This is a genomic window from Pirellulales bacterium, assembly GCA_019694455.1.
In the GTDB taxonomy this organism is placed as follows: Bacteria; Planctomycetota; Planctomycetia; order Pirellulales; family JAEUIK01; genus JAIBBY01.
Genome location: JAIBBY010000025.1, coordinates 21,755 through 47,651, shown reverse-complemented (window position 1 = coordinate 47,651; position 25,897 = coordinate 21,755). Strand labels below are relative to the sequence as shown.

Here is a 25,897-nt window from a genome sequence, read left to right as displayed (position 1 = left end):
CGGCAAGTTAGCGCCGATGCGCGCAGAGACCAAAAGCTCTTTCAAGATGCACGGCCGCGATGGTGAGCCAACTGGCGAGCACAAAGGGGGCGGTCAGGGTTTCCAAACCGATCAGGGGAAACCATTCGGTGACGAACACCGAGAGGGCGGCGGCGACGATTGGCAACAGGATGGAAGGCCGATAGAGTGCCAGCGCCATCGCGGCCAGCGTGGAGTTGTAGCTGTAAATGCCGACGGCAATGCTCGTGGCCGGATCGTTGCGCCAGTTGGCGATCAGAACGCCAATGGCCGAGCCGATCACGGCCCAGAAGGCGTCGCGCCATTCGTTGAGCAGAATGCCAATCAAGAACAGCACCCCGGTGATCGCGCTGGCCTGGAACATCACCTGAGCAATGCCGTCGGCGATGGTCATCGGCAATGGCACATCAGACACCGCCGCGGCGGCGGGTTCGGCCGGCGCTCCCATTTGGCGCAAAGCCGCGAGCGCCACCCAGGTGGTGACAATAAACGGCGCGGTGTAGCTGGGAAACGACAGGTGGCGGCGCATGGCGTGCGTGACCACGGCCGACGCGGCGGCGGCCAGGAGAGTCACCAGAAGCGTGACTGCCACGGGGCGATCGTAGAACAGAACAGCCACACCCACCAACGCGGCGTTAAAGCCGTATAGGCCACGTTCGATGTCGCGACGTGGAAAGCGCAGCGCATACGCGGTGAGCGTGCCGACTGCCGAACCGATCAGGGCGCCGGCGGCCATCTTGAGGGACGAGCAGGCCAGGCCGGCGACAAAAAACGCGCCGGTCCAAGCGCTCTCTTGAAACATCACCTGACCGACGCCGCGCAGGAAGATGCGGCCCCAGTCGCGCAGGTTGAGTTGATCTTCTTCCATGGCCACTCCAAAAACCAAATACATCAATGGCGCGCTAGCGCCGAGAAAATATAGCTCATGCGGATTGCGCGGGCTGCGCATGTTGTGAAACGGCCAGTGAAGTTGGCGCAGGTCGCGGCGCTAGTTTGCAACTGGGGAGAGCGGCGGTAACATACCGGTCGAGGGGCCGGCGCCAAAGGGTTGATTGACTATGGCGCCGGGCATGTGGCAGCGAAGTGAACCAGGGCGTTGCGTGCGCCACGACCAGGCGCCGGGTCGACAGGGCGAAGCGCCGCGTGACAGAGCGCCAGCGCGAGGAGGGCGTATGCATTTGACACCGCGAGAGATCGAGAAGGTGCTCATCTATTCGATGGCCGAGATCGCGCTGAAGCGGAAGGCCAAGGGGTTGAAGCTAAATCATCCCGAAGCGATGTCCGTCATCTGCGCGGCCGCGATGGATGGCGCGCGCGAGGGGCAAACCGTAGAAGATGTGATGCGCACCGCCGCGCAAACGCTGACCCGCGACGATGTGATGGAGGGGGTCGTGGAGATGATTCCCTTTGTGCAACTGGAGGCGGTGTTCACCGACGGCAGCAGGCTGATCACGGTCCACGAGCCAATCAAATGACTTGATCGCCGACGGTGGCGGTGAAAGGAAGATCATGGCCGCGAAAAAAGAACCTCAGTCCGAAGACAAAACAGGTTGGCTGCGTGAAAGGGAAGCCGCGCCACAGGCCAAGACCGAAGCGGCCGCGCTCGTGGGGGGGTTGGTGCTAGCCAAGGGAGATATTGAGCAAAATGTGGGCCGGCCGACGCTCGCGATCAAGGTGCGCAACACGGGCGATCGACCGATTCAGGTGGGATCGCACTTTCACTTTTTTGAGACAAATCGAGCGTTGGAGTTTGACCGGCCAGCGACGTTTGGCATGCGGCTCGACATTCCCGCGAACACGGCGATTCGGTTTGAGCCGGGAGACGTGAAAGAGATCACGCTGGTTCCCTTTGCTGGCAAGCGGCACGTCTATGGCTTCAACAACTTAGTCGATGGCTGGACGGGGGGCGGCCCTAAGCCAGGGTATCAGCCCAATTTCATTCGGGCGGTGGAGTTGGCCGATCAGCTTGGTTTCAAGTCGAAGCAGGTTCCCTAGCGCAGCAGGACAATAGGCGCCATGTCGAAGATTTCTCGCAAGCAGTACGCCGATTTGTTTGGTCCCACCACTGGCGACAAGATTCGCCTGGGGGACACCGATTTATTCGTGGAGATCGAACAGGATCTGCGCGTTTACGGGGACGAACTGCAATATGGCGGCGGCAAGACGCTGCGCGACGGCATGGGCAGCGACAATCATCTTACCTGCGAGGCGGGCTGCCTCGACCTGGTGATCACCAACGTCACGATCATCGAACCGCTGCTGGGCGTCATCAAGGCGGATGTGGGCATCAAGGACGGACGCATTGTTGGCATTGGCAAGGCGGGCAATCCCAGCACCATGGAGGGGGTGACGCCGGGGCTGGTGACTGGCACCGGCACCGACGCCATCTCGGGCGAGCACTTGATACTGACCGCCTCGGGCATGGACACGCATGTGCATTACATTTGCCCGCAGCAGGCGTACATGGCGCTGAGCAACGGCATCACCACGCTGTGGGGGGGCGGCATTGGCCCGGCCGACGGCAGTAATGGCGTGACATCGACCAACGGTCCATGGAACCTGGCGATGATGCTGCGGGCGATTGAGGGTCTGCCGCTGAACATTGGCCTGTTGGGCAAGGGGAACTGCTCTGGCAAAGGGCCGCTGGTGGAGCAACTGCGCGGCGGCGCGGCGGGCTTTAAGGTGCATGAAGATTACGGCTCGACGCCCGGGGCGATTCGCAGCGCGCTCAACGTGGCCGATGAATACGACGTGTCGGTTTGCATCCACACCGACACGCTCAACGAAGCGGGTTACGTGGAAGACACCATCGCCGCGATCGACGGCCGGACCATTCACACCTATCACAGCGAAGGGGCGGGGGGCGGTCACGCGCCCGACCTTTTGAAGGTGGTGGCCGAGCACAACGTGCTGCCCAGCTCGACCAATCCCACCTTGCCATGTGGCGTGAACTCGGTGGCCGAGTTGTTCGACATGATTATGGTGTGCCATAACCTGAATCCGAAGATTCCCTCGGACGTGGCTTTTGCCGAAAGCCGAGTGCGGGCCGAGACGATCGTGGCCGAGAGCGTGCTGCACGACATGGGCGCCATTTCGATGATTGGCAGCGACGCGCAGGCAATGGGGCGAATCGGCGAAACGTTTCTGCGGGCCATTCAAACCGCCGACATTATGAAGAAGGCTCGCGGCGCGCTGCCCGAGGACGCCCAGAACAACGACAACTTTCGCGTGCTCCGCTATGTGGCGAAGGTGACGATCAACCCCGCGATCGCGGCGGGGGTGGCGCACCTGTTGGGCTCGGTGACGCCGGGCAAGGTGGCCGATCTGGTCTTGTGGGAGCCGGCGTTCTTTGGCGCGAAGCCGAAGATGGTGCTCAAGGGGGGCGCCATTGTGTGGGCCAATATGGGAGATCCCAACGCATCGCTACCGACCTGCCAGCCAATGTTCTACAGGCCGATGTTCGCGGCGTTTGGCAGCGCGCTGCAGCAGACGTCGATCACGTTTGTCTCGCGCGTGTCGTATGACGAAGGCATCGCCGAGCGGTTGGGCTTGAAACGCGTGGTCGCGCCCGTGCAGGGAACGCGGGTGCTGACCAAGGACCACATGGTGCGCAACGCCTTCTCTCCGCAGATCGAAGTGAATCCGCAGACCTTCGCCGTCACGGTTGACGGCGTGCATGCGACTGTGCAGCCGCCCAAGAGCATCGCGCTCAACCAGCTTCATTTTTTCAGTTGACGCGCGGCCTAGCGCAAGGAGCGAGTGATGATTCTGGTCGAAGCGGTGATTGGAAATGTGAACGATTCGGCGTGGCGCGAGCGGGTGAGCGGCGCGACGATCGACGAATTGCGGCTGGATCAATGGCAGGCGCAGAAGAACCGCTTTCGCCGAGAGACCGAGGGGGGCGCGGAACTGGCCGTTTCGCTCGACCGCAACAGCCATCTGCACGACGGCGACATTCTGACCTGGGACGAGAACGCCCGGCGGATGGTTGTGGCCCGCATCGAACTGCAAGACGTGCTGGTCATTCAATTGAATGAGTTGCTGGGCCAACCGGCCGAATTACTTGCCCGCACCTGCGTCGAACTTGGGCACGCGCTGGGGAACCAGCATTGGCCGGCGGTGGTGAAAGGGACGACGGTGTATGTGCCGTTGACCGTGGACCGCAAGGTGATGGCTTCGGTGATGAAGACGCACGCCTTTGGCGGCATCAGCTACGACTTTGTGGCCGGGCGCGAAGTGATACCTTATTTGGCGCCGCACGAGTCGCGGCGCTTGTTTGGCGGGGCCGACAGCACGCCGCACACGCACCACGCTGGCGCCGGCCACGCGCACGAGCAGCACCATCATCACACGCACTGACAACGCGAGCGGCCTGCCCGACACCGTACGGCTTGTGCGCGCGCTGCAGTTCGGGGATTCCGTGCTGCCGGTGGGGGCGTTTTCGTTCTCCAACGGGCTGGAAGCGGCCGTGCAGTTGGGCATGGTGAGCGATCTGGAAACGCTGCGCGGCTTTGTGACGACAGCGGTCGAACAATCGGCCACGTCGGACGGAGTGGGCGTATTGCACGCGTTTCGCGCGGCAGCAGCAGGCGACATGCCGCGCGTCTTGCTGGTGGACCAGGCGGTGCATCATCGCAAGTTGAATGAGGAAATGCGGCTGATGACGGTGCGGATGGGGCGCAAGCTGGCGGAAATGGCGACGCATGTGGCGCCGTCGCCGCTGGTGGCCCAGTGGTTGGCGGCGATACAAGATGGCAGCGCGCCAGGAACGTATCCGGTGGGACAGGCGCTGGTGTTCTCTTCGCTGGGCTTGGCCGAGCACGACGCCTTTGGGGTGAGCCAATACGGTTTGGCGTCGATGATGCTGGGGGCGTCGCTGCGCTTGATGCGCATTAATTACCTGGACGTACAACAATTGTTGTTCGAGTTGAATGGCCACGTCGACGCCGCCTATCAGCGGGTGTGCGAGTGGGAACTGGCGGATATGGCTGCGTTTTCGCCGCTGTTCGACATTGCCGCGGCCGCCCACGTGAAGGCGCATGTGCGAATGTTCATGAATTGAGGCGAACTATCTTCGCCACCGACCAGAGATCTTGCAACAAGAGGCAATTGCCATGAAGAAAATCACGCGCATTGGAGTGGGGGGGCCTGTCGGCTCGGGCAAGACGGCCATCATCGAGGCGATGGCGCCGACTTTGATCGAAATGGGGGTCAAGGTGCTCATCATCACCAACGACGTGGTGACGACCGAGGACGCCAAGCATGTGCAGCGCACGCTCAAGGGAGTCTTGATTGAGGAGCGGATCCTTGGCGTGGAGACGGGCGCCTGCCCACACACGGCGGTGCGCGAAGACCCGAGCATGAATCTGGCGGCGGTGGAGGACATGGAGTCGCGCTTTCCCGACACCGATCTGGTGTTGATTGAGAGCGGCGGCGACAACCTGACGTTGACGTTCAGCCCGGCGCTGGTCGATTTCTTTATTTATGTGATCGACGTGGGCGCGGGGGACAAGATTCCGCGCAAAAACGGGCCGGGCATCACGCAGTCGGATATTCTGGTGATCAACAAAACCGATCTGGCGCCGCACGTTGGCGCCAGCCTGGAAGTGATGGATCACGACTCGCGCCTGATGCGCGGCAAGAAGCCGTTTGTGTTCACCAACTGCAAGACGGGCGAAGGCATACCGCAGTTAGTGAGCCTGATTCGCGAGAATGTGCTGTTCGACTTGAAGCTGCCTACGGGGTGACGCATGCGGCCCTGGGACGGCGCGCGCGAATTGGCGCCTTATCAAGACGAACCACCGCAATTGCCCAGCGGATCGTTTGGCAAGAACGCTTGGCTGCGCTTGGCGTTTGAGCGACGCGGCGAGCGGACGGTTTTGACTGAGGCGTTTCGCCGCGCGCCGCTTATTGTGCAGCGCGCGCTGTATTGGGATGAGGAAATGCCGGGCCTGCCGTGCGTGTTCATCATCACCAACTCGGGGGGAATCTTGCAGGGGGATCGCTACGAGATCGAAATGGAACTGGCGGCCGGGGCCCAGGCGCACGTCACTACGCAAGCGGCGACGAAGATCCATGAAATGGACGCCAACTTCGCCGCGCAGTCGCAACACATCTCGCTGGCCGACGGCGCGTATCTCGAGTATCTGCCCGACCCAGTGATTCCGCATCGGCACGCGCGTTTTCACACGCACACCACCGTTTCGATCGCGCCCTCGGCCACGCTGCTCTACTCCGAGATCATCATGGGCGGACGCAAGTATTATGGCGACGGCGAGTTGTATCAGTATGATTTGTTTTCATCCACGGTCAGCGCGGCGCGCGAAGAGCGCGAGTTGTTCGTGGAGAAGTTCTTGATTGAGCCGGCGCGAAACGAATTGCGGCAGCCGGGAAGCATGGGGGCGTTCGATGTGTTTGGCAACGTGCTACTGCTGACCCCCAAGGCGCACGCCGACGCGATCTTTGCCGAGACGCCGGCCGAGTGGCGCCCTGAGGAGGGTTGGGCGGCGGGGGCCAGCCGACTGCCGAACGACGCCGGCCTGATCTATAAGGTGCTCGGCGCCGAGGCGCATCTGGTCAAGGCGCGCGTGCGGGAGTTCTGGTCACGCGTGCGGCCGATTGTGGCGGGCGCCGCCGTGCCGGCGGAATTTCCCTGGCGCTAGTTGCGATCGCTCTCGATCGGATCGACCGCGCGCTCGCGCACCTCGACGCCGTCGACGGTTGGCACAAGCTGAATCAACTTGTCGGCGTATTGTTCGAAGATCGAAATGTCGTGGTGACTGATCATGATGACCTGAAAGCCGAGCGCTTGGCCGGCGTCGCGCACGATCTTGACCAGCCGGGGAACGAGATCGGGGCGGAGCCAGCAATCTTGCTCGTCGAGGACGAGAAAGCGACGGTGGAGAGTATCGTCGAGGGTGGCCAAGGCGAACATCCGCAGGCCCACACTGAGGATATTGGCGACGGAGCCCCCCTGCCCTTGCATGATGTCTTCTTTGTTGCCGTCGCGCTCGATCCAGAACTCGACCGACGCGGCCTTGTGTTTGAAGCCCGCCTCGGCGCGGAGTCGAATGGGCTGCTCCAAGACCTCGGAGAGCGCGATGGTGAGTTTTTCCTCAACGACGCGCAGCAATTGTTGAAATAGTTGCTCGCTGATCTTTTCGAGCGCCTCGGAGACTTTGGGCGCCAGTTCCAGATAGCGGTTCAGCTCGTCGAATTGTTTTGCCAACCGGCGCGATTCGCGGACGCGCTGCTCGCGCGCGGCGACCAGGCGATCGACGCGTTTGCGCGCCGCTTGCGGAGCGGTAGGCAACAGTTGGGGCGTGGTCACGAGGGGGCGCCCTCGGCCGCCGGATCGGCTTCGGTCGCGGCAAATCGCGACTCGACTTCAGACAGGTCGGCGTCGATCTGATCGAGCGACTTTTGATACTCGGCGCGTTTGGCCTCGTTTTCGGACTTCATCTCGGCCAGCTTTTCTTGCAGCGCGGCCAGATCGTCGGTGCCGTACTTTTCGCGGGCTTCGGCCTGTAGCTCGTCGAGACGGCGGCGAGCGGTCTTGAGCTCGGTTTCGGTTTCGATCTTCTTGCGATGCAGCCGCTGATAGCGATCTTGCAACTGCTCCATACTCTGGGGTTGTTCGGCGCTCGGCGGCGCGGTGGATTGCGTAGCGGCCCGCTTACTCATGTGCTGTGACCTCGTTTGCCAGGGAGAGAATTTCGGCGGCGACATCGCCTTCCAAGGTAGCGACGTTCTGCTTCAAGAAGTCGATCAAGCCGGCGCCGCTGGCGGTGCGGCGCGCCTGCAATTCGGCCAGCCCGGCGACAAACGCCGATTGGCTGTCGACCGGCGCGTCGTCGGCCACCGCCGGATGAAAGACCTCGTCGAACGGCCGATGCGGCACTTCGATATGCGAGCAAAGATACGCCTCCTTGCTCACGTCGATGCGCAACACGGCGGGCGTGTGATCACAGGTGGCGTCGCTGCGGGAGCGGCGACTAATGTTGCCGGGCGTGAGCCAGAGCGTGCCGCCGGTTTGAATATCTTCGAGACGACGGTGGATGTGGCCATTCACCACCAGATCGACGCCCGGAATTTCGACCGGCACGACGCGCCCGGCGTCGTAGCCCGGGATCAAGATGTCGTGATGCGCCAGCCACACCACCAGCGGCGGTGCGGCGTCGCCGTTGCGCTGGGGGTCAAACTGCTTAAGTAAGGGACAGCGGTAGGAGGAGCCGCCAACCACCACCGAGCGGCCATTCATCTCGCCGCGCCAGGGGGACGCTTCGTCGACTAACCGCAGGCGACCGGCGCGCACCAACAAGCTAAGCGAATCGTGGTCGCAGAGGGCAGGGTCGGCGCAGTCGTGGTTGCCGTACAGGCCGATGATCTCGCCGGTGAACAGCGACAGCAGTTCGCCGATCATCCACGTGGGGTTGTCGCGCGGTTTGTCGAACAGGTCGCCCAGGATGATCGGCAGCAGCCGCTCGCCACGCGCGTAGTCGAGGCACCAGGCGAGCTTATCGAGAATGACGCGCGGGTATTCGTCCTTGCGGTGGCCGGGCACGCGGCCTTCGAGATGCGGGTCGCCAATCAATAACAGTCCCTGATAGTCGCGCTCAGCCATGCTGATGCTCCGGGCGGCCGCTGGCCGCGCTGGCAAGGAGCGCATCACCATCGATCGGCGAGCCGCAGGTGGGGCACACGCCTTGATCGGCGGCCCAGCGGCGCAGATCATCGGCGGCGGCGGCCAGGTCGGCCGCGGACTCGGCGAGCACGGATTCCAACTCGGCGAGCGCGACGGTCGCCTGACTCCAGTGGTCCAAGTGTCGCGCGATCTCGCTGGGATCGGCTAGCGCCGGCAGTGGCTCGACTCTGCTAACGATGTCAAGCTGGCTGGCGTGCTGGCTGGCAAGACGCCCGGCATCCCTCATCGCCGAGATCAGGCCCGCCAAGGCGACCTCGTCGGACGTTGCCGGCGGCTCGGTGAGCGACCGCAAGACCGACTCACGCTGCCGATCGCTATGTTCGTTGCGCTGCGCAACCGTCAAATGTTGAATCAATCGTTCCAGCGCGAGGACGTCTTCCAGCGGTGGAGGAGGCGACAATTGAACGGCGGCCGCTGACAGATCGGCCAAGCGGCTTGATTGGCGCGCTAGCTTGCCGATATTCGTCGCGAGAGTTTGCAGCGGGACTTCGTCGGCCAATTCTGGCGGCGCCGCGACAGCGTCCAGCGCCGCGGAACGCTGCGCGGCAAGCTGGCAGTTCCGATCCGCGGCGTGCAGGGCAGCACAGAGCGCGGCCAGTACGCCCGTGTCGGCGAGGATTGGCGGGGACGCCAGCGGCGCAAGTGAAGTGACATGTTGATCGAGTTGATCTGTGCGAAGGGAGTGAACCTGCAACGTCCGCAAGGCGACGGCGGCAGCGTCAACCCGCGTTTGCAGTGCGACCAGTTGACGATGTTCGGCCTCAAGCGACTCAACGCGCGCTTCCAGATCGACAGCCGGTTCAAGCGTCTCCAACTCGGCGCTCAGGGCCAGCGAACGTTGTTCGAGCAGCTTTTTCTCGCGTTGCTTTTCTTGGCTGCGTTCGCGATGGAGGCGCTGCATTTCGACCAAACGACTGGCGTCGGACGACGAGGCGAAGAATTGCGCGGCGTGCGACGCCGGTGAATTGATCAGAAACAGCGGCGCCTTTTGTTCGCCAAAATGAATATCGAACGACTCTTTGTCGCTGACCGGCACCTCTGGCAGGCGTAGCAGTTGGTGCAACTGGTCGGGAATGCCGGTCTTGAGGCGATCGAACGGCGTATCGTCGATTAAGTAGCTGGTCGAATCGTTGCGGCGCCGCCAGCGAATCTTATGACCGTCGCTGGTATGCACCTCAACCGAACATTCCTTGGCGCCGTGGCGAACGACGTGCTTGTTTCGCCCGTTCTGGCAGAGCACTTTGAGGGCGGCCACCAGCGCGCTCTTGCCGCAGTTGTTGGGGCCCACGATCACGGTAAGCCCGGCGGCGGGCTCGATCACCGTGTGCTCGTGCGACATGAAGTTGCGCAGTTCGATGCGCGTGATCAATTCGACATTCCTTGACGCCTGGGGCCAGCAAAGGGCCTGCCCCGAGGGTTTTAGGATGACATGTGTAGACGAGGTTGCAAGAGGCCCTTTCCACAAGGCGCCGGACAAATGTTTCCCTTTTGGGGCGGACGAGCGCAAACTATCTGTCTCAGCTAGGGGGAGTTGTTGTCGTAATCGTCTACCGAAGCTTGGGAGCGCTCGTATCATGCGGAAGTTTTTGATCCGCGGCTCGTTGATTGTGCTGGTACTGCTGTTGGCTGCGGTGGCCACGGGGGCCTGGTGGGTGCGAAGGCAAGTCGCCAGCAGTTTGCCACAGCTTGACGGCGAACTCCTGCTGCCCGGTCTGCGCGAGCAGGTGGTGGTGGAGCGCGACGGGCTGGGAGTGCCGACCATCCGCGCCAAGAACCGCGAAGACCTGGCGTACACGGTAGGCTTTCTGCATGGGCAGGAGCGTTACTTTCAGATGGATTTGTTGCGACGCAATTCGGCGGGCGAGTTGGCCGAGATGATCGGCCCGGCGCTGGTGGATCATGATCGCGAAGTGCGCATCCATCGATTTCGGCAGGTGTCGAAGGCCGTGGTGGAAGCGGCGTCGCCCGAGGAGCGAGCAATTGGCGAGGTGTATACGCGCGGCGTGAACGACGGCTTGGCGGCCTTGGGCAACTTGCCGTTTGAATACCTGGCAATGGGGATCACGCCCAAGCCATGGACCTCCGAGGACACAGTGTTGGTGTCGTTTTCGATGTATCTCGATCTGCAAGGAAGTGATGCCCGACACGAGGCTGCGCACAGCTTGCTGGCGGCGACCCTGCCGGGGGAGATGGCCGACTTTCTGGCGCCGCGCGGCACCGAATGGGACGCGCCGCTGGATGGCGAAGTGTTTGCCACGCCAGCAATTCCGGGACCGGAGGTGTTTGACTTGCGCCAAGAACCGATCGTCAAAGCGGTGGCGCTCGTTGAAAGGCCGCAGCCCGCCTTGTCGATCTTTAACTGGAACGACCCCGACCGCCATTTTGGCGCGCACCTGGGGAGCAACAATTGGGCGGTGGCGGGAACGCACACCAAGCATGGCGGCGCGATTGTGGCGGACGACATGCACCTGGGAATCGCCGTGCCCAACATTTGGTATCGCGCGAGGTTTGTATGGCCCGATGAGAACGGCGGCGAAAACAGTATCACTGGCGTGACACTGCCGGGCGCGCCCGCCATTGTGGTCGGCAGCAACGGGCATGTGGCCTGGGGATTCACAAACAGCGAGGGGGATTGGGTCGATTTGGTGGTGATCGAACCCGACCCGAACGATCCCGAGTCGTATCTCACGCCCGACGGTCCACGCAAGTACGAGCATCACCAAGAGACGATCGCGGTGGCGGGTCAACCCAGCGAGACGCTCGAAATTGTGTCGACCATCTGGGGACCGATCATTGACAAGGACAGTCAGGGGAGGTCGCGAGCGCAGCGCTGGGTGGCGCATGATCCCGAGGGGGTGAATCTGCACCTCATGAGCCTGGAACGGGCAAAGACTCTGGAAGAGGCGATGCGGATCGCCAACCAGTGTGGATCGCCGGCGCAGAACTTCACCGTGGCGGACAAAGACGGCCGCATTGGCTGGACGATCATGGGGCGGATGCCGCGGCGCGTGGGGTTCGATGGCCGACTGCCCGGCTCTTGGGCCGATGGCACGCGCCGCTGGGATGGCTGGCTGGAACCGGAGGAGTATCCCAAGGTGGTGGCGCCGCCGGAGGGACGCATCTGGACCGCCAACGCGCGCGTGGTGAGCGGCGACATGTACAAGACGTTGGGCGACGGCGGCTACGACCTGGGGGCGCGAGCCAAGCAAATTCGCGACGATCTCTTGGCAATCGACAAGGCCAGCGAAGCGGACATGCTGAAGATTCAGCTTGATGATCGCGCGCCATTCTTGGAGCGCTGGCAGAAGTTGCTGCTCGACACCTTGAACAGCGAGGCGGTCGCCAACCGGCCCGAGCGACAGGAGTATCGAGACTTCGTCGAAAAGTGGGGCGCGCGGGCAGCGGTCGACTCGGTGGGCTATCGGCTGGTGCGAGAATTTCGGATTGCCGTGACGGACGAGATATTCGAGCCTGTCACGGCGCGCTGCCGCGCGGTAAAGCCCGACTTCAAGCTGTCGCGGCTGGAGTTTTCAGAAGGACCGGCATGGCGACTGGTCAGCGAGAAGCCGGCGCACCTGCTCAACCCAAAGTTCAAGAGTTGGGACGAACAAATCTTATCGGTTGTCGATCAACAGATTGACGAAGCGACCGCCGATGGCGCCAAGCTAGCGGATTACACCTGGGGCGCGTTCAACACCGCCAAGATTCAACACCCGCTGAGTCGCGCCGTGCCGAGGCTGTCGCGCTGGCTCGACATGCCGGCCGAGCCGCTGTCGGGCAGCCCATCGGACATGCCGAGGATTCAAACGCAAAGTGCCGGCGCGTCGCAGCGGATGGCGGTGTCTCCCGGACGCGAGAGCGAAGGCTATTTTCACATGCCGTGCGGTCAGAGCGGGCATCCGCTATCGCCTCACTATGGAGACGGGCACGCCGCTTGGGCGCATGGCGAGAAGACCCCTTTCTTGCCCGGGAAGACAGTGAACACTTTGGTATTGAAGCCGGCCAAGAGTTGACGCGCCTACAAGCAGAACTTCGCCGGCGCGGTGGTGTTCAGGTAGTTTGGCCTAACTCTCATGAGCTTGTTCAAGGGACTTTTCATGCCGTCTCGCATTGCTGTCGCAACAGTGGCGCTATTGAGCCTGGTCACGCTGCCGGCGCTGGCCGAGAACTGGCCGCAGTTTCGCGGACCCAATGCGGCCGGACTGCCCGAGGGTACGCATCTGGCGACCGATTGGGGGCCGAACCAGAACATTGCCTGGAAGGTCGATCTGCCCGGGGCGGCGTGGTCGCAGCCGATCGCCTGGGGCGACCGCATCTATTTGACGACTGCGGTGACCGAAGATCAGTCGATGCCGGCGGTGGGTCAGGCGGGAGGCGGCCGGCGCGCGGGAAGCCGCAGCGAAGCTACCACGCCGAAGTCCGCCGCCGACGATCCAGAGACCAAGGCCGATAGCAAAGCCGACAAGCCGCGCGAACGCTCTGGGCGAGGAAATCCGCATGGCAGCGTCGGACAGTCCGACAAGGTGTTTCAATGGCATGTGCTGTGCCTGGATCGAAAGACAGGCAAGGTGCTGTGGGATCAAACGGCGCACGAAGGCAAGCCGACGTTGCCGATCCATCGGACGAACACCTACGCCTCGGAGACGCCCGTCACCGACGGCGAACGCGTGTACGCCTACTTTGGCATGACCGGACTGTATTGCTACGACATGGAGGGCAAGCTGCTGTGGAAGAAGGACCTGGGTAATTTTCCGATGATGTTTGGCTGGGGGACCGGTAGCTCGCCGGCGCTTTACGAAGATCGGCTATTCATTCAATGCGACAACGAGCGCGAGTCGTTTCTGGTGGCGCTCGACAAGCGCAGCGGCGATGAATTGTGGCGCGTGGAGCGCGAGGAAAAATCAAACTGGTCGACGCCGTTCATTTGGAAGAACAAGGCGCGCACCGAACTGGTGACGGCTGGCGGGCGCCAGATGCGGGGTTATGACCCGGCTGACGGCAAGTTGCTGTGGGAAATGGCGGGCGTGCGGGGCCGCTGCTCGGCGACGCCGGTCGCCAGCGACGAGTTGTTGTATCTTGGCGTTGGCGGAGGGCCTGGCGGACTGGGGCCATTGGTCGCGGTGAAGGCGGGCGCCAGCGGCGACATTTCGATTGGCAAAGAAGAAACTTCCAACGCCGGAGTGGCGTGGAAGATTCAGCGTTCGGGGCCGCCCATGGCCTCGCCGCTCTTGTATGAAAACTGCCTGTACATCCTGGATCAAGGGGGCGGCATCGTCGGTTGCTATGACGCGGCGACCGGCAAGGAGCATTACCGCCAACGGATCGACGGCGCCAGGAGTTTTACCTCGTCTCCCTGGGGATACGACGGCAAAGTGTTCTGTCTCGATGAGGACGGCCAGACCTTTGTGTTGGCGCCGGGACCGGAACTGAAGGTGCTTGACACCAACAAACTGGACGACACCTTTTGGTCGAGCGTGGCGGTGGCCGGCGACCTGCTGCTGTTGCGCGGCGTTGACGCACTGTACGCGATCGGGCCGAAGGCCAATTGAAGCGCGCGCTGCGCGGCCCCCCCTGCCCTGCCTTGCCGCTGGTCGGAGCGGCGTGAGTTTACTCTGCTGCAACGCTGAGCAGACCATTCATCACCATCCAATGCCCCGGAAACGAGCAAAGGAAGGGATATTGGCCGGGCTGCCGCGGCGCGTGGAAGTAGATCACAAACTCTTGAGTCGGTGGGACAATGTCGGTGTAGGCAAGCACATCGTCTGACTGGGGAACGTAGTGTCGTCGCGCGGCTTCGGGATCGGCGACTAGCCGATTGACCAGATCGCCCACGCGGGGGAGCGACCCTGGCCGAACAAGCACCCAGTTGTGCGGCACGACATCGGGATTGGCAAAGACCAGCTTGATGGGCTCGCCGGGCCTGGCAGTTAGCGAGCGCGTGACGAAGGTGAGGTTCTTGCCCGCCTCGACTCGCAATTCGCGCGCGCCATCAATCGCCGCGTGCCAGGGGTTAGGCTCTGGTGGCCGGGCGAGCATCTCCAGATCGGAAAGCAGGGGATGCGTGGCGATGATCTTGTCGCGTGGCGAGTAGCCCTTGTAGTCGGTGAAGGGCTCACCGAGCCGATGGACCGTGGCGTACAGTTCTTGCGGCGCCGCCCCGCTGACGCGCATGCGAAAATGGAGTTGATTGACAGGCTGTAATCCCGGCATTTCCAAAAACAGGCTGCGGCCGTCCGGCAGCGCGTGGGCGCCGGTGATCTCCAGTCGGTCGTGGCCGACCGCGCCAGGATGCGAGGGGACATACTCGGCCGAGCCGTAGGCCGAGCTATAGCGGTAGTTCCAGGCCTGCGCGAAATGGCTTTTGATGTCGCTGGCGAGAGTCGAATCGATCGGCTGGGAGAAGGTGACGCGGACGCCGTTTTGATGCACGTGAAAAGCCAGTGGCAATTGCGCTGGCTGGCCGGTGAAACGAACGCGTTCGAACGAACCGTCCGCGGCGGTGTAGGTTCCCCAGCCTCCCATGCAGGAAACATAGAGTTGACCATCCAGCGGATGTACGCGACCACGATGCGGGCCCGAGGCAAAGTCGCCCGGCAGCGGCACTACGGCGCCTTGTGGCTGTCCGGCAACGTCGTCGCGCAGCACCAAAAAGCTGGTTCCGGCGCCATAAGAAAAATGAATGAGTTGACGAGATAGCGGTCCAAAGCGATCGCTGTTCACGAAGATCTGGCCGCCGCTGGAGTTGTCTAGACCGCGCGGCAGATAAACGAGCGGTAGCTGCGGTGGCTGACCGTTGATCGGCCCGCGATAGCCGTAGTGCGGAATGACGCCATCTGGCGCAGACGGCGGCACAAGACAGATCATCGAGGTGGCGGTCCACTCCCCTTCGGAGCAAGGCACCGTGATGCCGCCATCGGGCACCAGGCCAAATCCATCGGGGTTGCGAAAGCCGGTGGCCAACACCTGGGCGCGCTCGCCATTGGCGCTGACGCGCAGCAATCCTTGATTGCCCGACACGGTGTAGAAATCGCCGGAAGGATCGCGTTCGAGACCGCAGATAAAGTCGTGTCCGGCCGGCGAGGTTTCATACGCCTGGCTGACGCATTCGTAGTAGTCGGCCTCGTCGTCGCCGTTGAGGTCGTGAAGGCGCGTGATTTGATCGCGACCCAGCACATACACCGCATCGCCTACCACCACCAGGCCTTGGGGGTGGTGCAGGCCGGCAGCGAAGCGCTTCCAGCGCACGCGCTGGAGATCGGCGTTGAGTCCGGTGACGTGCCAGACGTCGCCGTGCATGGTGCAGAGCATGGCCGAGCCGTCGGGCAGAAAATCGTGCCCGCCAAAAAAGAAGAGCGCGTTCCAGGGATTCTTGGTGGGCGGCTCGATGGTGTCGATGACGTACGCGCCTAGCTCGGTGGCGAGCCGACCGCTCGTTTCAATCACCTGGGGCCACTGCGCTGGCCCGCCGCGCGTGAGGCCGGCGTCTGGATGCTCGTCGGCGGGAGCGACAATCGATTTGAATTGGCCGTCCACGAATGTAGGCGCATCAAGGTAGCGGTGTCCATCGACATCGTAGGCGAACAGCACACGATCGGCGTGGCGGTAGTATCCACGGTATCTCAGCTTGCCCGCCGGAGGCGCCGCGGCGCTGAGAGGCAGCGGCGCGCCGGCGATGGCGAGCCCGTCGAGAAATCCATGTCGCACCGCGGAATAGTTGACAAACCCGCCTTGCCAGCCGAACTCGTAGCGCATTGTTTGGGAATTGAAGCAGACCGCGGCGCCAGCCGGAACATTGAGCTGCGCGCAGACGGCGCGCGGAACAACCAGTTCGCCATGCCGAAAAATGCCGCAACGAACCGGTCCGCAATCCATCCGGTTCCAGCGATCGTCGCGCCAGAACTGCTCGTCTTGATTACCCCAATGGCCATAGCGGCCACCGTCGATGCCGGGATACGCCGGCAAGATGGCCACCGCAAAGGGGAGGTCGCGAAAGTAATCGGCCTCCTTGGCGTAGAAGTCGTAGAGGCGGTCGCGATTGACGTGATGCCGCTCGTAACGCCACTGATCGGGCTCCAGCGGTCCAAAGTCGCAGACGAACGAAGCGGGCTGATGCGCGAGGCCAACCATCTGCGCAAGCTGCCTGGCATCGCCGCGACCCAGTTCGAGCAAAAAGCGCACAACGTCGCGGCGCTGCTGGTTGGTCATGCCGGCGCTGAGGCCGTCGGGCATGAGCGTGCCGATCGATTGCCGCTGCTCAATGTCGCCTGCAGCCAACGTCAATTCTTCGGCGGTCGTGGCATCGCGCAGCACAACTTCGGCATCGTTCTCGCGGACAATATATCCCTGGTGCAGCTTGCCAGAGGTGGTGGCGATGGCCGTGGCGACGAACTCCGGCTTGACCTGCCGCTTAGGCCAGAGAAGCGACTCGACAATCTGATCGGGCGCAGTGGTCGCGGCGAGCCTGGTCAATTCGGGGCCGATGGCGCCGCCGTGTTCTCCCACGCGATGACAAGAGACGCAGGCAAACTGTTGCGAGGCAAAGACTGCGGCGCCGCGGGCAAGATCGCCTTCTTGGCGTGCTGCGGCGAGTAGCTGCTCGATCTGGGCGCGCTCGGCGGCCGAATGATCGTCGGCGGCGGGCGCGGGCTTCGGCGGGTCGTAGGTCGACATTTTGGGACGCGGACCAGCCGCCTCGCCACGCAATTGTTTGACGAGCCAATCCAGCCCGGCCAAGTTGTCGGTCAGGCGGGCCTCGGCGTCGAGATCGGTGTGGTTGAGGATGCCGATAGGACCTTGATAGCCGCTGTCGCGGATCGTTGTGAGCAATTGGAGATCAAGCTCGCCGACGCCGATCGGCAGGATTTTGTTGCCTTGCTCATCGCCGCGCGGCGTCATGCCATTGAGATTGATAGCCAACAGATGCGGCTTGATCTTGGCCAAGAGCGCGGGGAAGCGATCGAGATGCGCGTGGCCGTGATGCAGGTTGTAGACCAGCCCGACGTTGTCCAGACCGATCGCCTGGAGCACTTCGAGTTGGTTCTCTGGCTCGCCGAACCAGCCGCCATGATTGTATAGGCCGACCTGACAGCCCAGTTGCTTGGCCTCGGCGGCCAGCGGGCGCAGCGCGTCGGCGGCGCGGCGAACCTTATCGATTTGGGGGAGGTTGGGGTCGGGGTCGCCGACCAGCGCCCAGAACTGCAGCTTGAGTTGATGCCGGCGGACGACATCCAGAATCTTGCGGTTCGCTTCGTTGAGGTCGGGCGGGGCGATCCACCACGCCGTGATGCGCACGCCGTGGCGGCGCATGGCCGCGACCTCTTCATCGAACTGCGGGATATGTTCGTCGCGCCAATCGTAGGCCAGTTGCGTTATGCCGAGCTTAGCGAGCATCGCCGCGCGCTGTTCGGGCGAGCGCTTGGCGGCGTCGAACGGAACAATGCACCAGGCGACCAGATTCTGGCGATCGAAAAGCGCGGTGTCCGCCAAAGCCGACGCGGCAAGCAAATTGATCGTTAGGGCGACAAGGACAGCCCACAGGATGAAGCGACTTCGGTTCATTGCGACCTGATTAGGAGGATTGAGCAGACGGCAGCGGTGACTACAGCATGAACTGCGGCGCCCCTCGATTGAAGAAGCGCCATATCGCGGACACCAAATCCAACAGCGGCCAGCGCCCCTTAGCCAGCGCTGGCCAAGGCCTGGCGCTGGGGATCGATCGCCAGGCGGGCCACCTCCTCGCGGTGAAACGTGGCGTCACCGAAGAGGATTTCGTTCGACTTTGCTCGCTTGTAGTACAGGTGCAGGTCGTGCTCCCAGGTGAAGCCGATGCCGCCGTGCGATTGAATTGCGCGGTTGAGCGCCTCGCGCGCGGCGTCAGAGGCATAGGCCTTGGCGGCCGAGACGGCGGCCGCGGCGGCGGGATCGGAGTTAGCCACGGCCCAGGCCGCGAAGTAAGTGGCCGAGCGAGCGCTTTCCAACAGCAACAGCGAGTCGACACAAAGCTGCTGCACCGCTTGAAACGAGCCGACCGTTCGGCCGAACTGCTGGCGCGTCTTCACATATTCGACAGACGTCTCCAGCGCCCAGGCCATCAGGCCGACCAGTTCTGCGCAAACGGCAACGGTGGCCAACTGCGTGGCGCGGGCCAGCGCTTGTTCGGCTGCGGCGCCGCGGCAGAGCACGGCGTCGGCCGGCAGCTTGACTCCTGCGAAGCTGACCTCATAGAGCTTGCGCGTTTCATCGATACCGGGCGTCGGTCGAATACTCACTCCCGGCGCCTTGGCGTCAACGCACAAAACTACCAAGCCGCTTTCGTCCCGCGTCACGCACAGGAGCAGATCGCTGGTGGCGGCATCGGAGACCAGTCGCTTGACGCCATCGAGTAGCAACTGGCCGCCGTCGCGCGCGACTTGCATTTGCACGGCGGCGGACGACCAACTGGGGTCTTTCTCTAACAGAGCGACCGCCGCGCGACGCTCGCCCGCGCATAGTTGAGGGAGCGACTTGGCGGACATGGCTTGCGGCGCCGCCGCGAGCAACGAACTGGCCCAGACATGCGTAATGAAAGGTCCGGGCAAACAGGCGCGTCCCATTTCTTCGGCGATGACCGCCAGTTCCAGAGCCGAGAGTCCAAGCCCCCCCTGCCCTTCGTCGATGGCGACGCCTAGCCAACCTTGCTCGGCCATGGCGGACCAAAGTCGCGAGTCGAACGCGTGGTCGGTAGCCATCAGTTCGCGGACGCGCTGGGTGGGGCACTCCTTGGTCAAGAAGGTCCGCGCCGCCTGCTGCATCATCTTTTGCGTGGAGGATAGATCAAATTCCATCGATCACTCGGTTCTGTTTTCGTAGGGTTCGAGTCTTCAGGCGCTGCGCGGCAGTCCCAGCACGCGCTGGGCGATGATGTTGCGCTGCACTTCGCTTGTGCCCGCCTCGATGGTGTTGCCGCGCGAGCGCAGATATTGATAGTTCCACAGACCGTCGTCGCACTCGGCGAGTTGGGCGTCTGGCCCGAGCAGTTCCATCGCGGTTTGGGTCATGCGCTGATTGAACTCGCTCCAGTAGAGCTTTTGAATCGAGCCTTCGGCGCCGGGGACGCCAGTCTTCATTTGGCTGGTGAGAGCGCGATTGGTGTTGTGGCGAAAGATTTCGAGTTCGATATGCACCTGCGCCAACTTCTGGCGGACCAAAGGATCGTCGAGCGCGGGCCGGCCGTGGCGCCGCATCTTGGCAAGCCGCCCCAGCAGGGCCTTATAGTTGCGGTGGAACAAGGCGTACAACCCGGAGCCCAGGTTGGCGCGCTCGTTCATCAGCACCGTGATCGCCACGCCCCAACCTTCATTGATTTTGCCAAGCACCTGCGAGGCGGCTACGCGCACGTCGGTGAAGAAGACTTCGTTAAACGCCGATTCGCCCGTCATCATGCGCAAGGGGCGCACTTCAATTCCGGGCGTGCGCATGTCGACCAAGAGGCAGGTGATGCCTTGATGCTTGGCGCCGCTGGCGTCGGTGCGGACCAACAACAGGCACCAATCGGCGAAGTGGGCGAAACTGGTCCAGATCTTCTGGCCATTGATGACAAAGTCGTCGCCGTCGCGCACCGCCTTGGTGCCGAGCGCGGCAAGGTCGCTGCCGGCGTTCGGCTCGGAGAAACCTTGACACCAGATTTCGTCGGCTGACAAAATTGGCGCCAGATAGCGGCTTTTCTGCTCATGCGTGCCGACGGCCATGATGGTGGGCCCGGCCAGCGACAGACCGATGACGCCGATCAACTCGGGGGCGCCGGCGGCGGCCATCTCTTCTTGAAAGATCGACTGTTCAACCAGGCTGGCGCCGCGTCCGCCATACTCTTTGGGCCAGGCCACGCCCGACCAGCCCCCATCAAAGAGTTGCCGCTGCCAACGGCGCAGCGCGGCGATATACCCGGCGTCGGATTCGGCGTGTGAGCCGGGCGCCTCGATGTTTGGCGGATTGGCTTTCAGCCAGGCGCGCAGTTCGTCACGAAATGCCCGTTCGGCGGGCGAAAGGCTCAGATCCATGCAGTCCTCGCGAGTAGCGCGTTTCGGCCATCACTTGCAGTGGTCGGATTATGCCGATGCGCGAGCGTGGACGCAATCAGCCGCGCTGGCGAGCGAGCGCCACGAGCGCCAATGCGCCCAAAGCCGCCAATAAAATGGACGCGGGCTCGGGGATGGCGAGCGCCTCGCCGGAAGAAAAATTGTCGGCCCAAATCGTGTAGTCAGCGCCATCGACGATGGTGTCGCCGGTGAAGTCGCCGCGGGCAAAGCCCTTGCCCGTGTCTTGGAAATGGTCGGCCCAAATCGTGTAGTCGGCGCCGTCGATTGCGCCGTCGCCATTGGCATCGCCATCTTGGGGCACGTAACTGTGAATGAACGGCGCCATGTCGGCGAGCGCCGCGGGCAGAGTGTCCGCCGAATAAGGCAGGCCGGCATGCGCGACTAGTTCGGCCTCGGAGAAGAGCGGCACATTGGCCTTGTAGCCGGTGTTGAAGCCCTCGAGAAACAGATTGGCGAGCATCCCCTGCAAGACAGTGTGAGGGTGAATGCCATCGCCGACAAAGCCGTTGGCGCCCGCCACACCGGCGCCGTTCAAGTTGATAACGTTGCCCCCCACCGTGACAGAGTTGATTGGAGCAGCGTTCGTGCCGAAGGCGGTTTTTGAGAACGCGAACAGGTCGGCGAAGACAATATGGCGGTCGGCGGCGATCTGTTCGAGTTGAGAGTTGATGCCGGCGATCACGGTGGTGACCAGTTCGCGTTGGGCGGCGTTGGGGTACGAGGCCTCGACGCTGGGGGCGACAGAATAGTCTGGGAAGCTGGCGAGAATAAAGTTCACTCCGGTGGGAAGCACGGTGTCGAGCGCAGTGTTGACGTTGGCGAGGCGGCCGTCGACATAATTCTGAATCTGCGCGGCGGACCACGAACCGCTGTAGATGCTGTTATATGCCGAACTGCCGGGGGCGAAGTCGTTGGCGCCGATTACCAAAAGCGCATGGGCGATGCCATGGGTTGGTATCATCGCGGTCAATCCGGTGTGCTGGCCACTGGAGAGGACGCTGGAAGTTGTGGCGCCGGCGCGGGCCCAGTTTTGCTGGTAGCCGCGGCGTCGTGGCTCGCCCCATGTGTTGCCCGGCTGACCGGCTTCGGCTGCCGTGGGGCCAAGATCGATGCCACGATAATCGACGAGTTGGATGGGCCAGTTCTGAGCATAGGCGCCATAGGAAGCCTCGGTGTATTCGTCGCTGAGGCTATCGCCGAGGATTCCCAACTCGGGGAGCGCGGCGCGCGAGTGCGCGGCGCAGGCCAAGAGCGACACTAGAGCGCAGAGGCGTAGCGAGTGATTCTGGCTGAGCATGATCGCTTTCCACAGCTTGACACACCGGCGCCCTGGATCGCCCGTGCTTAGATCGCGCCGCTATTGAACGCTGGCGGCGCGGGCGCGTCAAATCGGGCCGCGACGAATTGGTTTTCCTTGCGTCAAAGCGCTTGCAGGCCGGTCAGCGTTGGTGTTCCAGGATATTGATGAGCTTGCCGAGCGGGTCGCGAACATAGAAACGGCGGACACCCCATCGTTCGACGGCGGGTCCGTACACGATGGGAATACCAAGCTGTCTGGCTCGTTCCAACGCTGTAGATAGGTCGTCGACTTCGATGGAAAGGTCGGGAACCGAAGCTCCCGATCCCCCCTCTCTGACCAAGCTGAATTGCACGGTCATCCTTTCATCGGAGCCGATGGTCTTGATCCAGCCGTGATCCATTAGGACGTCGAGACCAAGCAGGGTTTGGTAAAAGGCCGAAGCCGCTTCCAGGTTCTGACATTCCAAGTTGGCGACGATGCGACGAACCTTCATGGTTGCTCCCAAATCGGTGCTGCGCTGCGGCAAACGAGCGTTGCTGAATACGCCGCGCCGTAGTTCGGTTCCCAACACGATCAGCGATGGATGACGAACTCGCCGCTGTGCCCCTTCGACACATCTTGAAGGAATTGTCCCAGGCGATGCGTTCCGTAAGCATCGCAGCAAAGGTCGCCTGAAGTGAGCGCGGACATCATCAGAACCAGGCTCGCCAGATTCACGTTGAATGGCCGAATCGCCGTGCCCGCGGCGCGGAGGAGCCAAGCCGGAAACGTGCTGATCCGCGGCGGCCGGCCAATTGCCTTGAAGGCAAGTTCCCCGATCTCGCGCAGGGTCAGGCAGTCTGGTCCGCCCGCGGGGATTTCTTGACCATACTTCGCTTTGATTGCCGCGTCGATGCAAACCTCCGCGAGATCCGCGCCGTGGATCGGATTGAAACGAGCGTTGCCGCCCGGGATCCAAACGCGTCCGCGCTTCGCCATTTCGAGAAGTTCGACCATGTCGTTGAAGAAGCCGGAAGGGCGGATGATGGTCCATCGCATGGCGCCTGCCCGTAGCGCATCGACCACGCGCTCGCGCGCTTCGAACTGTGGCACGCGGCCGCGCGATTTGTCGCCGCCCAGCACCGACACAAAGATGAAGTGCGCCACATGAGCATCACGCGCGCGGGCAACGATATTCATGTTGCCGCGAAAATCGACATCAAAGCAGTCGGGGTGGCGGGCGAGCGTACGATTACCGAGCGAGCTGACTACCAACTCTGCGCCGTCGCACAAGCGGGCCAATGTTTCTGGTTGCGTCGCCTGGCCGACGAACACCTGGTCGCACATGGGCCGCGCGTCGCCGAGGCTCGTCTCGGATCGGACCAGCGCTCTTACTCGAAAGCCATGCGCGTGCGCGCTCTTGACGAGATACCGCCCCAGATAGCCGGTGGCGCCGGCTATGACCATGAGCCTGCCCTCGCCACCGGGATTCATTGTGCGCTCCTCCGAAAGCGCTGAGGCGCAGTTTCGTTGTTTCGTATTTTCGGCGGAGCGACGGGTTGCCGCTAGATCATGGCTGCGCAGGGAGCGAGGGAGAGTACCCTGCTCGGCCTACTGTACTCGAGATGCTGTCGCGGCTAGATTCAGAGACATATAATCGGACTTAAATATCCTTTTTGGGCATGCTCATGCGGACTCACTTCATCGCAGTGCTTTTCGTCGCTAGTTTGGCGACTCAATTAGCGGCCGCAGCGGCAGCGGACGTCTATGTTTCTCCGCAAGGCAATGACCGGTGGAGCGGTAAGGTCGCCGCGCCAACGCCGGATGGCAACGATGGCCCCGTGGCGACTGTTGGGCGCGCCCAGGCACTGGTGAGAGAACTACGCGCGGCGAGGTCGGACTGGAAGCGTCCGCTGGTGGTGTCGCTGCGCGGAGGTTTATATGAACTGGCCGACACACTACGGTTTTCGGCGGCCGATAGCGGTAGCGCGGAATCGCCGACGCGCTACGCGGCCTATGAGGCGGAAACGCCGATCTTGAGCGGCGGGAAACAAATTGATGGTTGGCAGGTGGGCGCCGATGGTCGCTGGCGCGTGACGCTCGAAAAGGTCGCGAGCGGCGAATGGGAGTTTTCGCAACTGTTCGTCAACGATCAGCGCAGATTTCGGCCGATGTTGCCACGCGAGGGCTATTACCACGTGGCGGAGTCATTGGACCCGACGCCCGCGTCGGCCGAGAAGGGCTTTGACCGCTTCCAGTTCGCCGATGACGATGTGCGCGCCGATTGGTCAAACCTGCACGACGTGGAGGTGCTTGGGTTTCATCAATGGTGCGCGTCGCGAATGCGGATCGAGGCCGTTGATCCTGCGGAACATATCGTGCGATTCACCGGGACGACAGTTGGAGTCGCGCCCTGGATTCGGTTCGGCAAGGGACACCGCTATCGCATTGAGAATGTCAAAGAAGCGCTGACCGCGCCAGGGCAGTGGTATTTGGATCGACCGACCGGCGAGTTGACTTATATTCCGATGCCAGGCGAGACACTCGAGAACACGATGGTCGTTGCGCCATGGATCGATGTGCTGCTGCGGGTTGCATCCGACGACGCCGCGAGGCCGTGGGTCGAGCATCTTGAATTCAGCGGGCTGACCTTTGCCCACTCCAACTGGAAGTTGCCGGCCGAGGGACAATCGATCCCTCAGGCCGAGTATCGATTGTCGGCGGCCGTGGAAGCCACGGGCGCGAGACATGTGCGATGGAACGGCTGCACTCTGCGACACCTGGGGGGCTATGGCATCGCGCTAGGTGGCGGCTGCCAAGACAACGAGGTCACAGCCTGCGAATTGGTCGACCTGGGCGCGGGGGGGATCAAGATCGGGACGGTGGGAGGCGCGAAGTCGTGGGGAAACGTCGGAGTCCACTTGTCGGCCGACGCGCAGGAGTCGCTGCGCAACACGGTGCGTGACTGTACTATTGCGCACGCCGGTCGCATGCACCCGGCGGCCGTCGGAGTTTGGCTGGGGCACACCTCTTATAACGTGGTCACGCACAACGACATCCACGACCTGTACTATACGGCTGTGTCGGTCGGCTGGCAGTGGGGATACGCGGAGAGCCAAAGCCACCACAATCAGATCACGTTCAACCACCTGCACACGATTGGCCAAGGGGTGCTCTCTGACATGGCGGCCGTGTATACACTGGGAATCAGTCCTGGCACCATCGTATCGAACAATTGGGCTCATGACGTGCGTTCGTTCGACTACGGCGGGTGGGGGTTGTACACCGACGAGGGATCGACCAGCATCGTGATGGAAAACAACCTGGTGTATCGCACGCGCACCGGAGGTTTTCATCAGCATTACGGCAAAGACAACCGAATCACGAACAACATCTTCGCGCTGGGAGAGAAGCAGCAATTGCAGTGGACCCGGGCAGAGGAACACAGGTCGTTCACGTTCGAGCGAAACATTGTGTATTGGGAAAACGACTCGCCGCTGTTCGACGGTCGCTGGCAAGGGAAAGGAGTCGATCTCGACTACAACCTATATTGGCGCAAGCCGCCGGGCACGCTCCACACGATGGCAAATCAACCGTTCGACGCCTGGCAGCAGAAGTCGGGGCACGACCAGCATTCCATTGTCGCAGACCCCAAGTTTGTCGATCCTGATAGCGACGATTTTCGATTGCAGCCCGACTCGCCGGCGGCGCGGATCGGCTTCGTGCCGTTCGATTTTCAGCGCGCGGGGCGCGAGACGCCCGTCCGATACAAAGCGATCCTGCCGGTTGTGCCTGCGGGCTTTGACTGACGCGGCGGACGAG

21 protein-coding genes are annotated in these 25,897 nt (G+C 62.5%); 10 read left to right on the top strand and 11 right to left on the bottom strand.

Annotation, left to right across the window (positions count from 1 at the left end):
* Positions 1-7: 7 nt before the first annotated feature.
* Positions 8-886: an urea transporter gene (locus K1X71_11910; protein MBX7073844.1), complete on the bottom strand. Its 879-nt coding sequence runs from the start codon at positions 884-886 to the stop codon at positions 8-10.
* 304 nt (positions 887-1,190) lie between these two features.
* Between K1X71_11910 and K1X71_11905 the strand changes: the two genes are divergently transcribed.
* From K1X71_11905 to K1X71_11875, 7 genes are read left to right on the top strand one after another with little or no spacing between them, the layout of a single operon-like run.
* Complete coding sequence (locus tag K1X71_11905) at positions 1,191-1,493, top strand: urease subunit gamma (protein ID MBX7073843.1); 303 nt, start codon at positions 1,191-1,193, stop codon at positions 1,491-1,493.
* A gap of 34 nt (positions 1,494-1,527) precedes the next feature.
* Entirely contained in the window at positions 1,528-2,013 is a 486-nt protein-coding gene (gene ureB / locus K1X71_11900) for an urease subunit beta (protein ID MBX7073842.1), read from the top strand.
* A 21-nt stretch (positions 2,014-2,034) separates the two neighbouring features.
* Complete coding sequence (locus K1X71_11895) at positions 2,035-3,753, top strand: urease subunit alpha (GenBank protein MBX7073841.1); 1,719 nt, start codon at positions 2,035-2,037, stop codon at positions 3,751-3,753.
* 27 nt (positions 3,754-3,780) lie between these two features.
* Entirely contained in the window at positions 3,781-4,377 is a 597-nt protein-coding gene (locus K1X71_11890) for a hypothetical protein (protein MBX7073840.1), read from the top strand.
* Complete coding sequence (locus K1X71_11885) at positions 4,295-5,080, top strand: hypothetical protein (protein ID MBX7073839.1); 786 nt, start codon at positions 4,295-4,297, stop codon at positions 5,078-5,080. The genes K1X71_11890 and K1X71_11885 overlap by 83 nt, the downstream gene beginning before the upstream one ends.
* A 52-nt stretch (positions 5,081-5,132) precedes the next feature.
* On the top strand, positions 5,133-5,765 hold the full coding sequence (gene ureG / locus K1X71_11880) for an urease accessory protein UreG (protein ID MBX7073838.1): 633 nt from the start codon (positions 5,133-5,135) through the stop codon (positions 5,763-5,765).
* Positions 5,766-5,768: 3 nt separating this feature from the next.
* The gene (locus K1X71_11875; protein ID MBX7073837.1) at positions 5,769-6,680 is read left to right on the top strand and encodes an urease accessory protein UreD; all 912 of its coding nucleotides are present in this window, start codon (positions 5,769-5,771) and stop codon (positions 6,678-6,680) included.
* On the opposite strand, the gene K1X71_11870 is transcribed toward K1X71_11875, so the two are convergent.
* From K1X71_11870 to K1X71_11855, 4 genes are read right to left on the bottom strand one after another with little or no spacing between them, the layout of a single operon-like run.
* On the bottom strand, positions 6,677-7,348 hold the full coding sequence (locus K1X71_11870; protein ID MBX7073836.1) for a DNA repair protein: 672 nt from the start codon (positions 7,346-7,348) through the stop codon (positions 6,677-6,679). The genes K1X71_11875 and K1X71_11870 overlap by 4 nt on opposite strands.
* A complete protein-coding gene (locus K1X71_11865) occupies positions 7,345-7,701 on the bottom strand; it encodes a hypothetical protein (protein MBX7073835.1) in 357 nt (118 codons plus the stop codon). Before K1X71_11865 ends, K1X71_11870 begins: the two co-directional genes overlap by 4 nt.
* Complete coding sequence (locus K1X71_11860; GenBank protein ID MBX7073834.1) at positions 7,694-8,641, bottom strand: metallophosphoesterase; 948 nt, start codon at positions 8,639-8,641, stop codon at positions 7,694-7,696. Before K1X71_11860 ends, K1X71_11865 begins: the two co-directional genes overlap by 8 nt.
* Positions 8,634-10,091 (bottom strand): ATP-binding protein, encoded by a 1,458-nt coding sequence (locus K1X71_11855; GenBank protein MBX7073833.1) that lies wholly within the window; start codon positions 10,089-10,091, stop codon positions 8,634-8,636. Before K1X71_11855 ends, K1X71_11860 begins: the two co-directional genes overlap by 8 nt.
* Before the next feature lie 205 nt (positions 10,092-10,296).
* Between K1X71_11855 and K1X71_11850 the strand changes: the two genes are divergently transcribed.
* Positions 10,297-12,735, top strand: a complete 2,439-nt coding sequence (locus K1X71_11850) for a penicillin acylase family protein (GenBank protein MBX7073832.1) — start codon at positions 10,297-10,299, stop codon at positions 12,733-12,735.
* Positions 12,736-12,819: 84 nt separating this feature from the next.
* A complete protein-coding gene (locus K1X71_11845; GenBank protein MBX7073831.1) occupies positions 12,820-14,271 on the top strand; it encodes a PQQ-like beta-propeller repeat protein in 1,452 nt (483 codons plus the stop codon).
* A 58-nt stretch (positions 14,272-14,329) separates the two neighbouring features.
* On the opposite strand, the gene K1X71_11840 is transcribed toward K1X71_11845, so the two are convergent.
* From K1X71_11840 to K1X71_11815, 6 genes are all read right to left on the bottom strand, one after another.
* Positions 14,330-18,280 carry a TIM barrel protein gene (locus tag K1X71_11840; protein ID MBX7073830.1) on the bottom strand — a complete coding sequence of 1,317 codons (3,951 nt, stop codon included), beginning with the start codon at positions 18,278-18,280 and terminating at the stop codon, positions 14,330-14,332.
* A 119-nt stretch (positions 18,281-18,399) separates the two neighbouring features.
* The gene (locus tag K1X71_11835) at positions 18,400-19,545 is read right to left on the bottom strand and encodes an acyl-CoA/acyl-ACP dehydrogenase (protein ID MBX7073829.1); all 1,146 of its coding nucleotides are present in this window, start codon (positions 19,543-19,545) and stop codon (positions 18,400-18,402) included.
* A 36-nt stretch (positions 19,546-19,581) separates the two neighbouring features.
* Positions 19,582-20,757 carry an acyl-CoA dehydrogenase gene (locus K1X71_11830; GenBank protein MBX7073828.1) on the bottom strand — a complete coding sequence of 392 codons (1,176 nt, stop codon included), beginning with the start codon at positions 20,755-20,757 and terminating at the stop codon, positions 19,582-19,584.
* A 76-nt stretch (positions 20,758-20,833) separates the two neighbouring features.
* Positions 20,834-22,093 (bottom strand): PEP-CTERM sorting domain-containing protein, encoded by a 1,260-nt coding sequence (locus tag K1X71_11825; protein MBX7073827.1) that lies wholly within the window; start codon positions 22,091-22,093, stop codon positions 20,834-20,836.
* A gap of 142 nt (positions 22,094-22,235) precedes the next feature.
* Positions 22,236-22,589, bottom strand: a complete 354-nt coding sequence (locus tag K1X71_11820; GenBank protein MBX7073826.1) for a VOC family protein — start codon at positions 22,587-22,589, stop codon at positions 22,236-22,238.
* Between the two features lie 80 nt (positions 22,590-22,669).
* Complete coding sequence (locus tag K1X71_11815) at positions 22,670-23,569, bottom strand: SDR family oxidoreductase (GenBank protein ID MBX7073825.1); 900 nt, start codon at positions 23,567-23,569, stop codon at positions 22,670-22,672.
* Positions 23,570-23,763: 194 nt separating this feature from the next.
* Here K1X71_11815 and K1X71_11810 point away from each other — a divergent pair, with 194 nt between their 5' ends.
* Complete coding sequence (locus tag K1X71_11810; protein ID MBX7073824.1) at positions 23,764-25,884, top strand: right-handed parallel beta-helix repeat-containing protein; 2,121 nt, start codon at positions 23,764-23,766, stop codon at positions 25,882-25,884.
* The last annotated feature ends 13 nt before the right edge of the window (positions 25,885-25,897 follow it).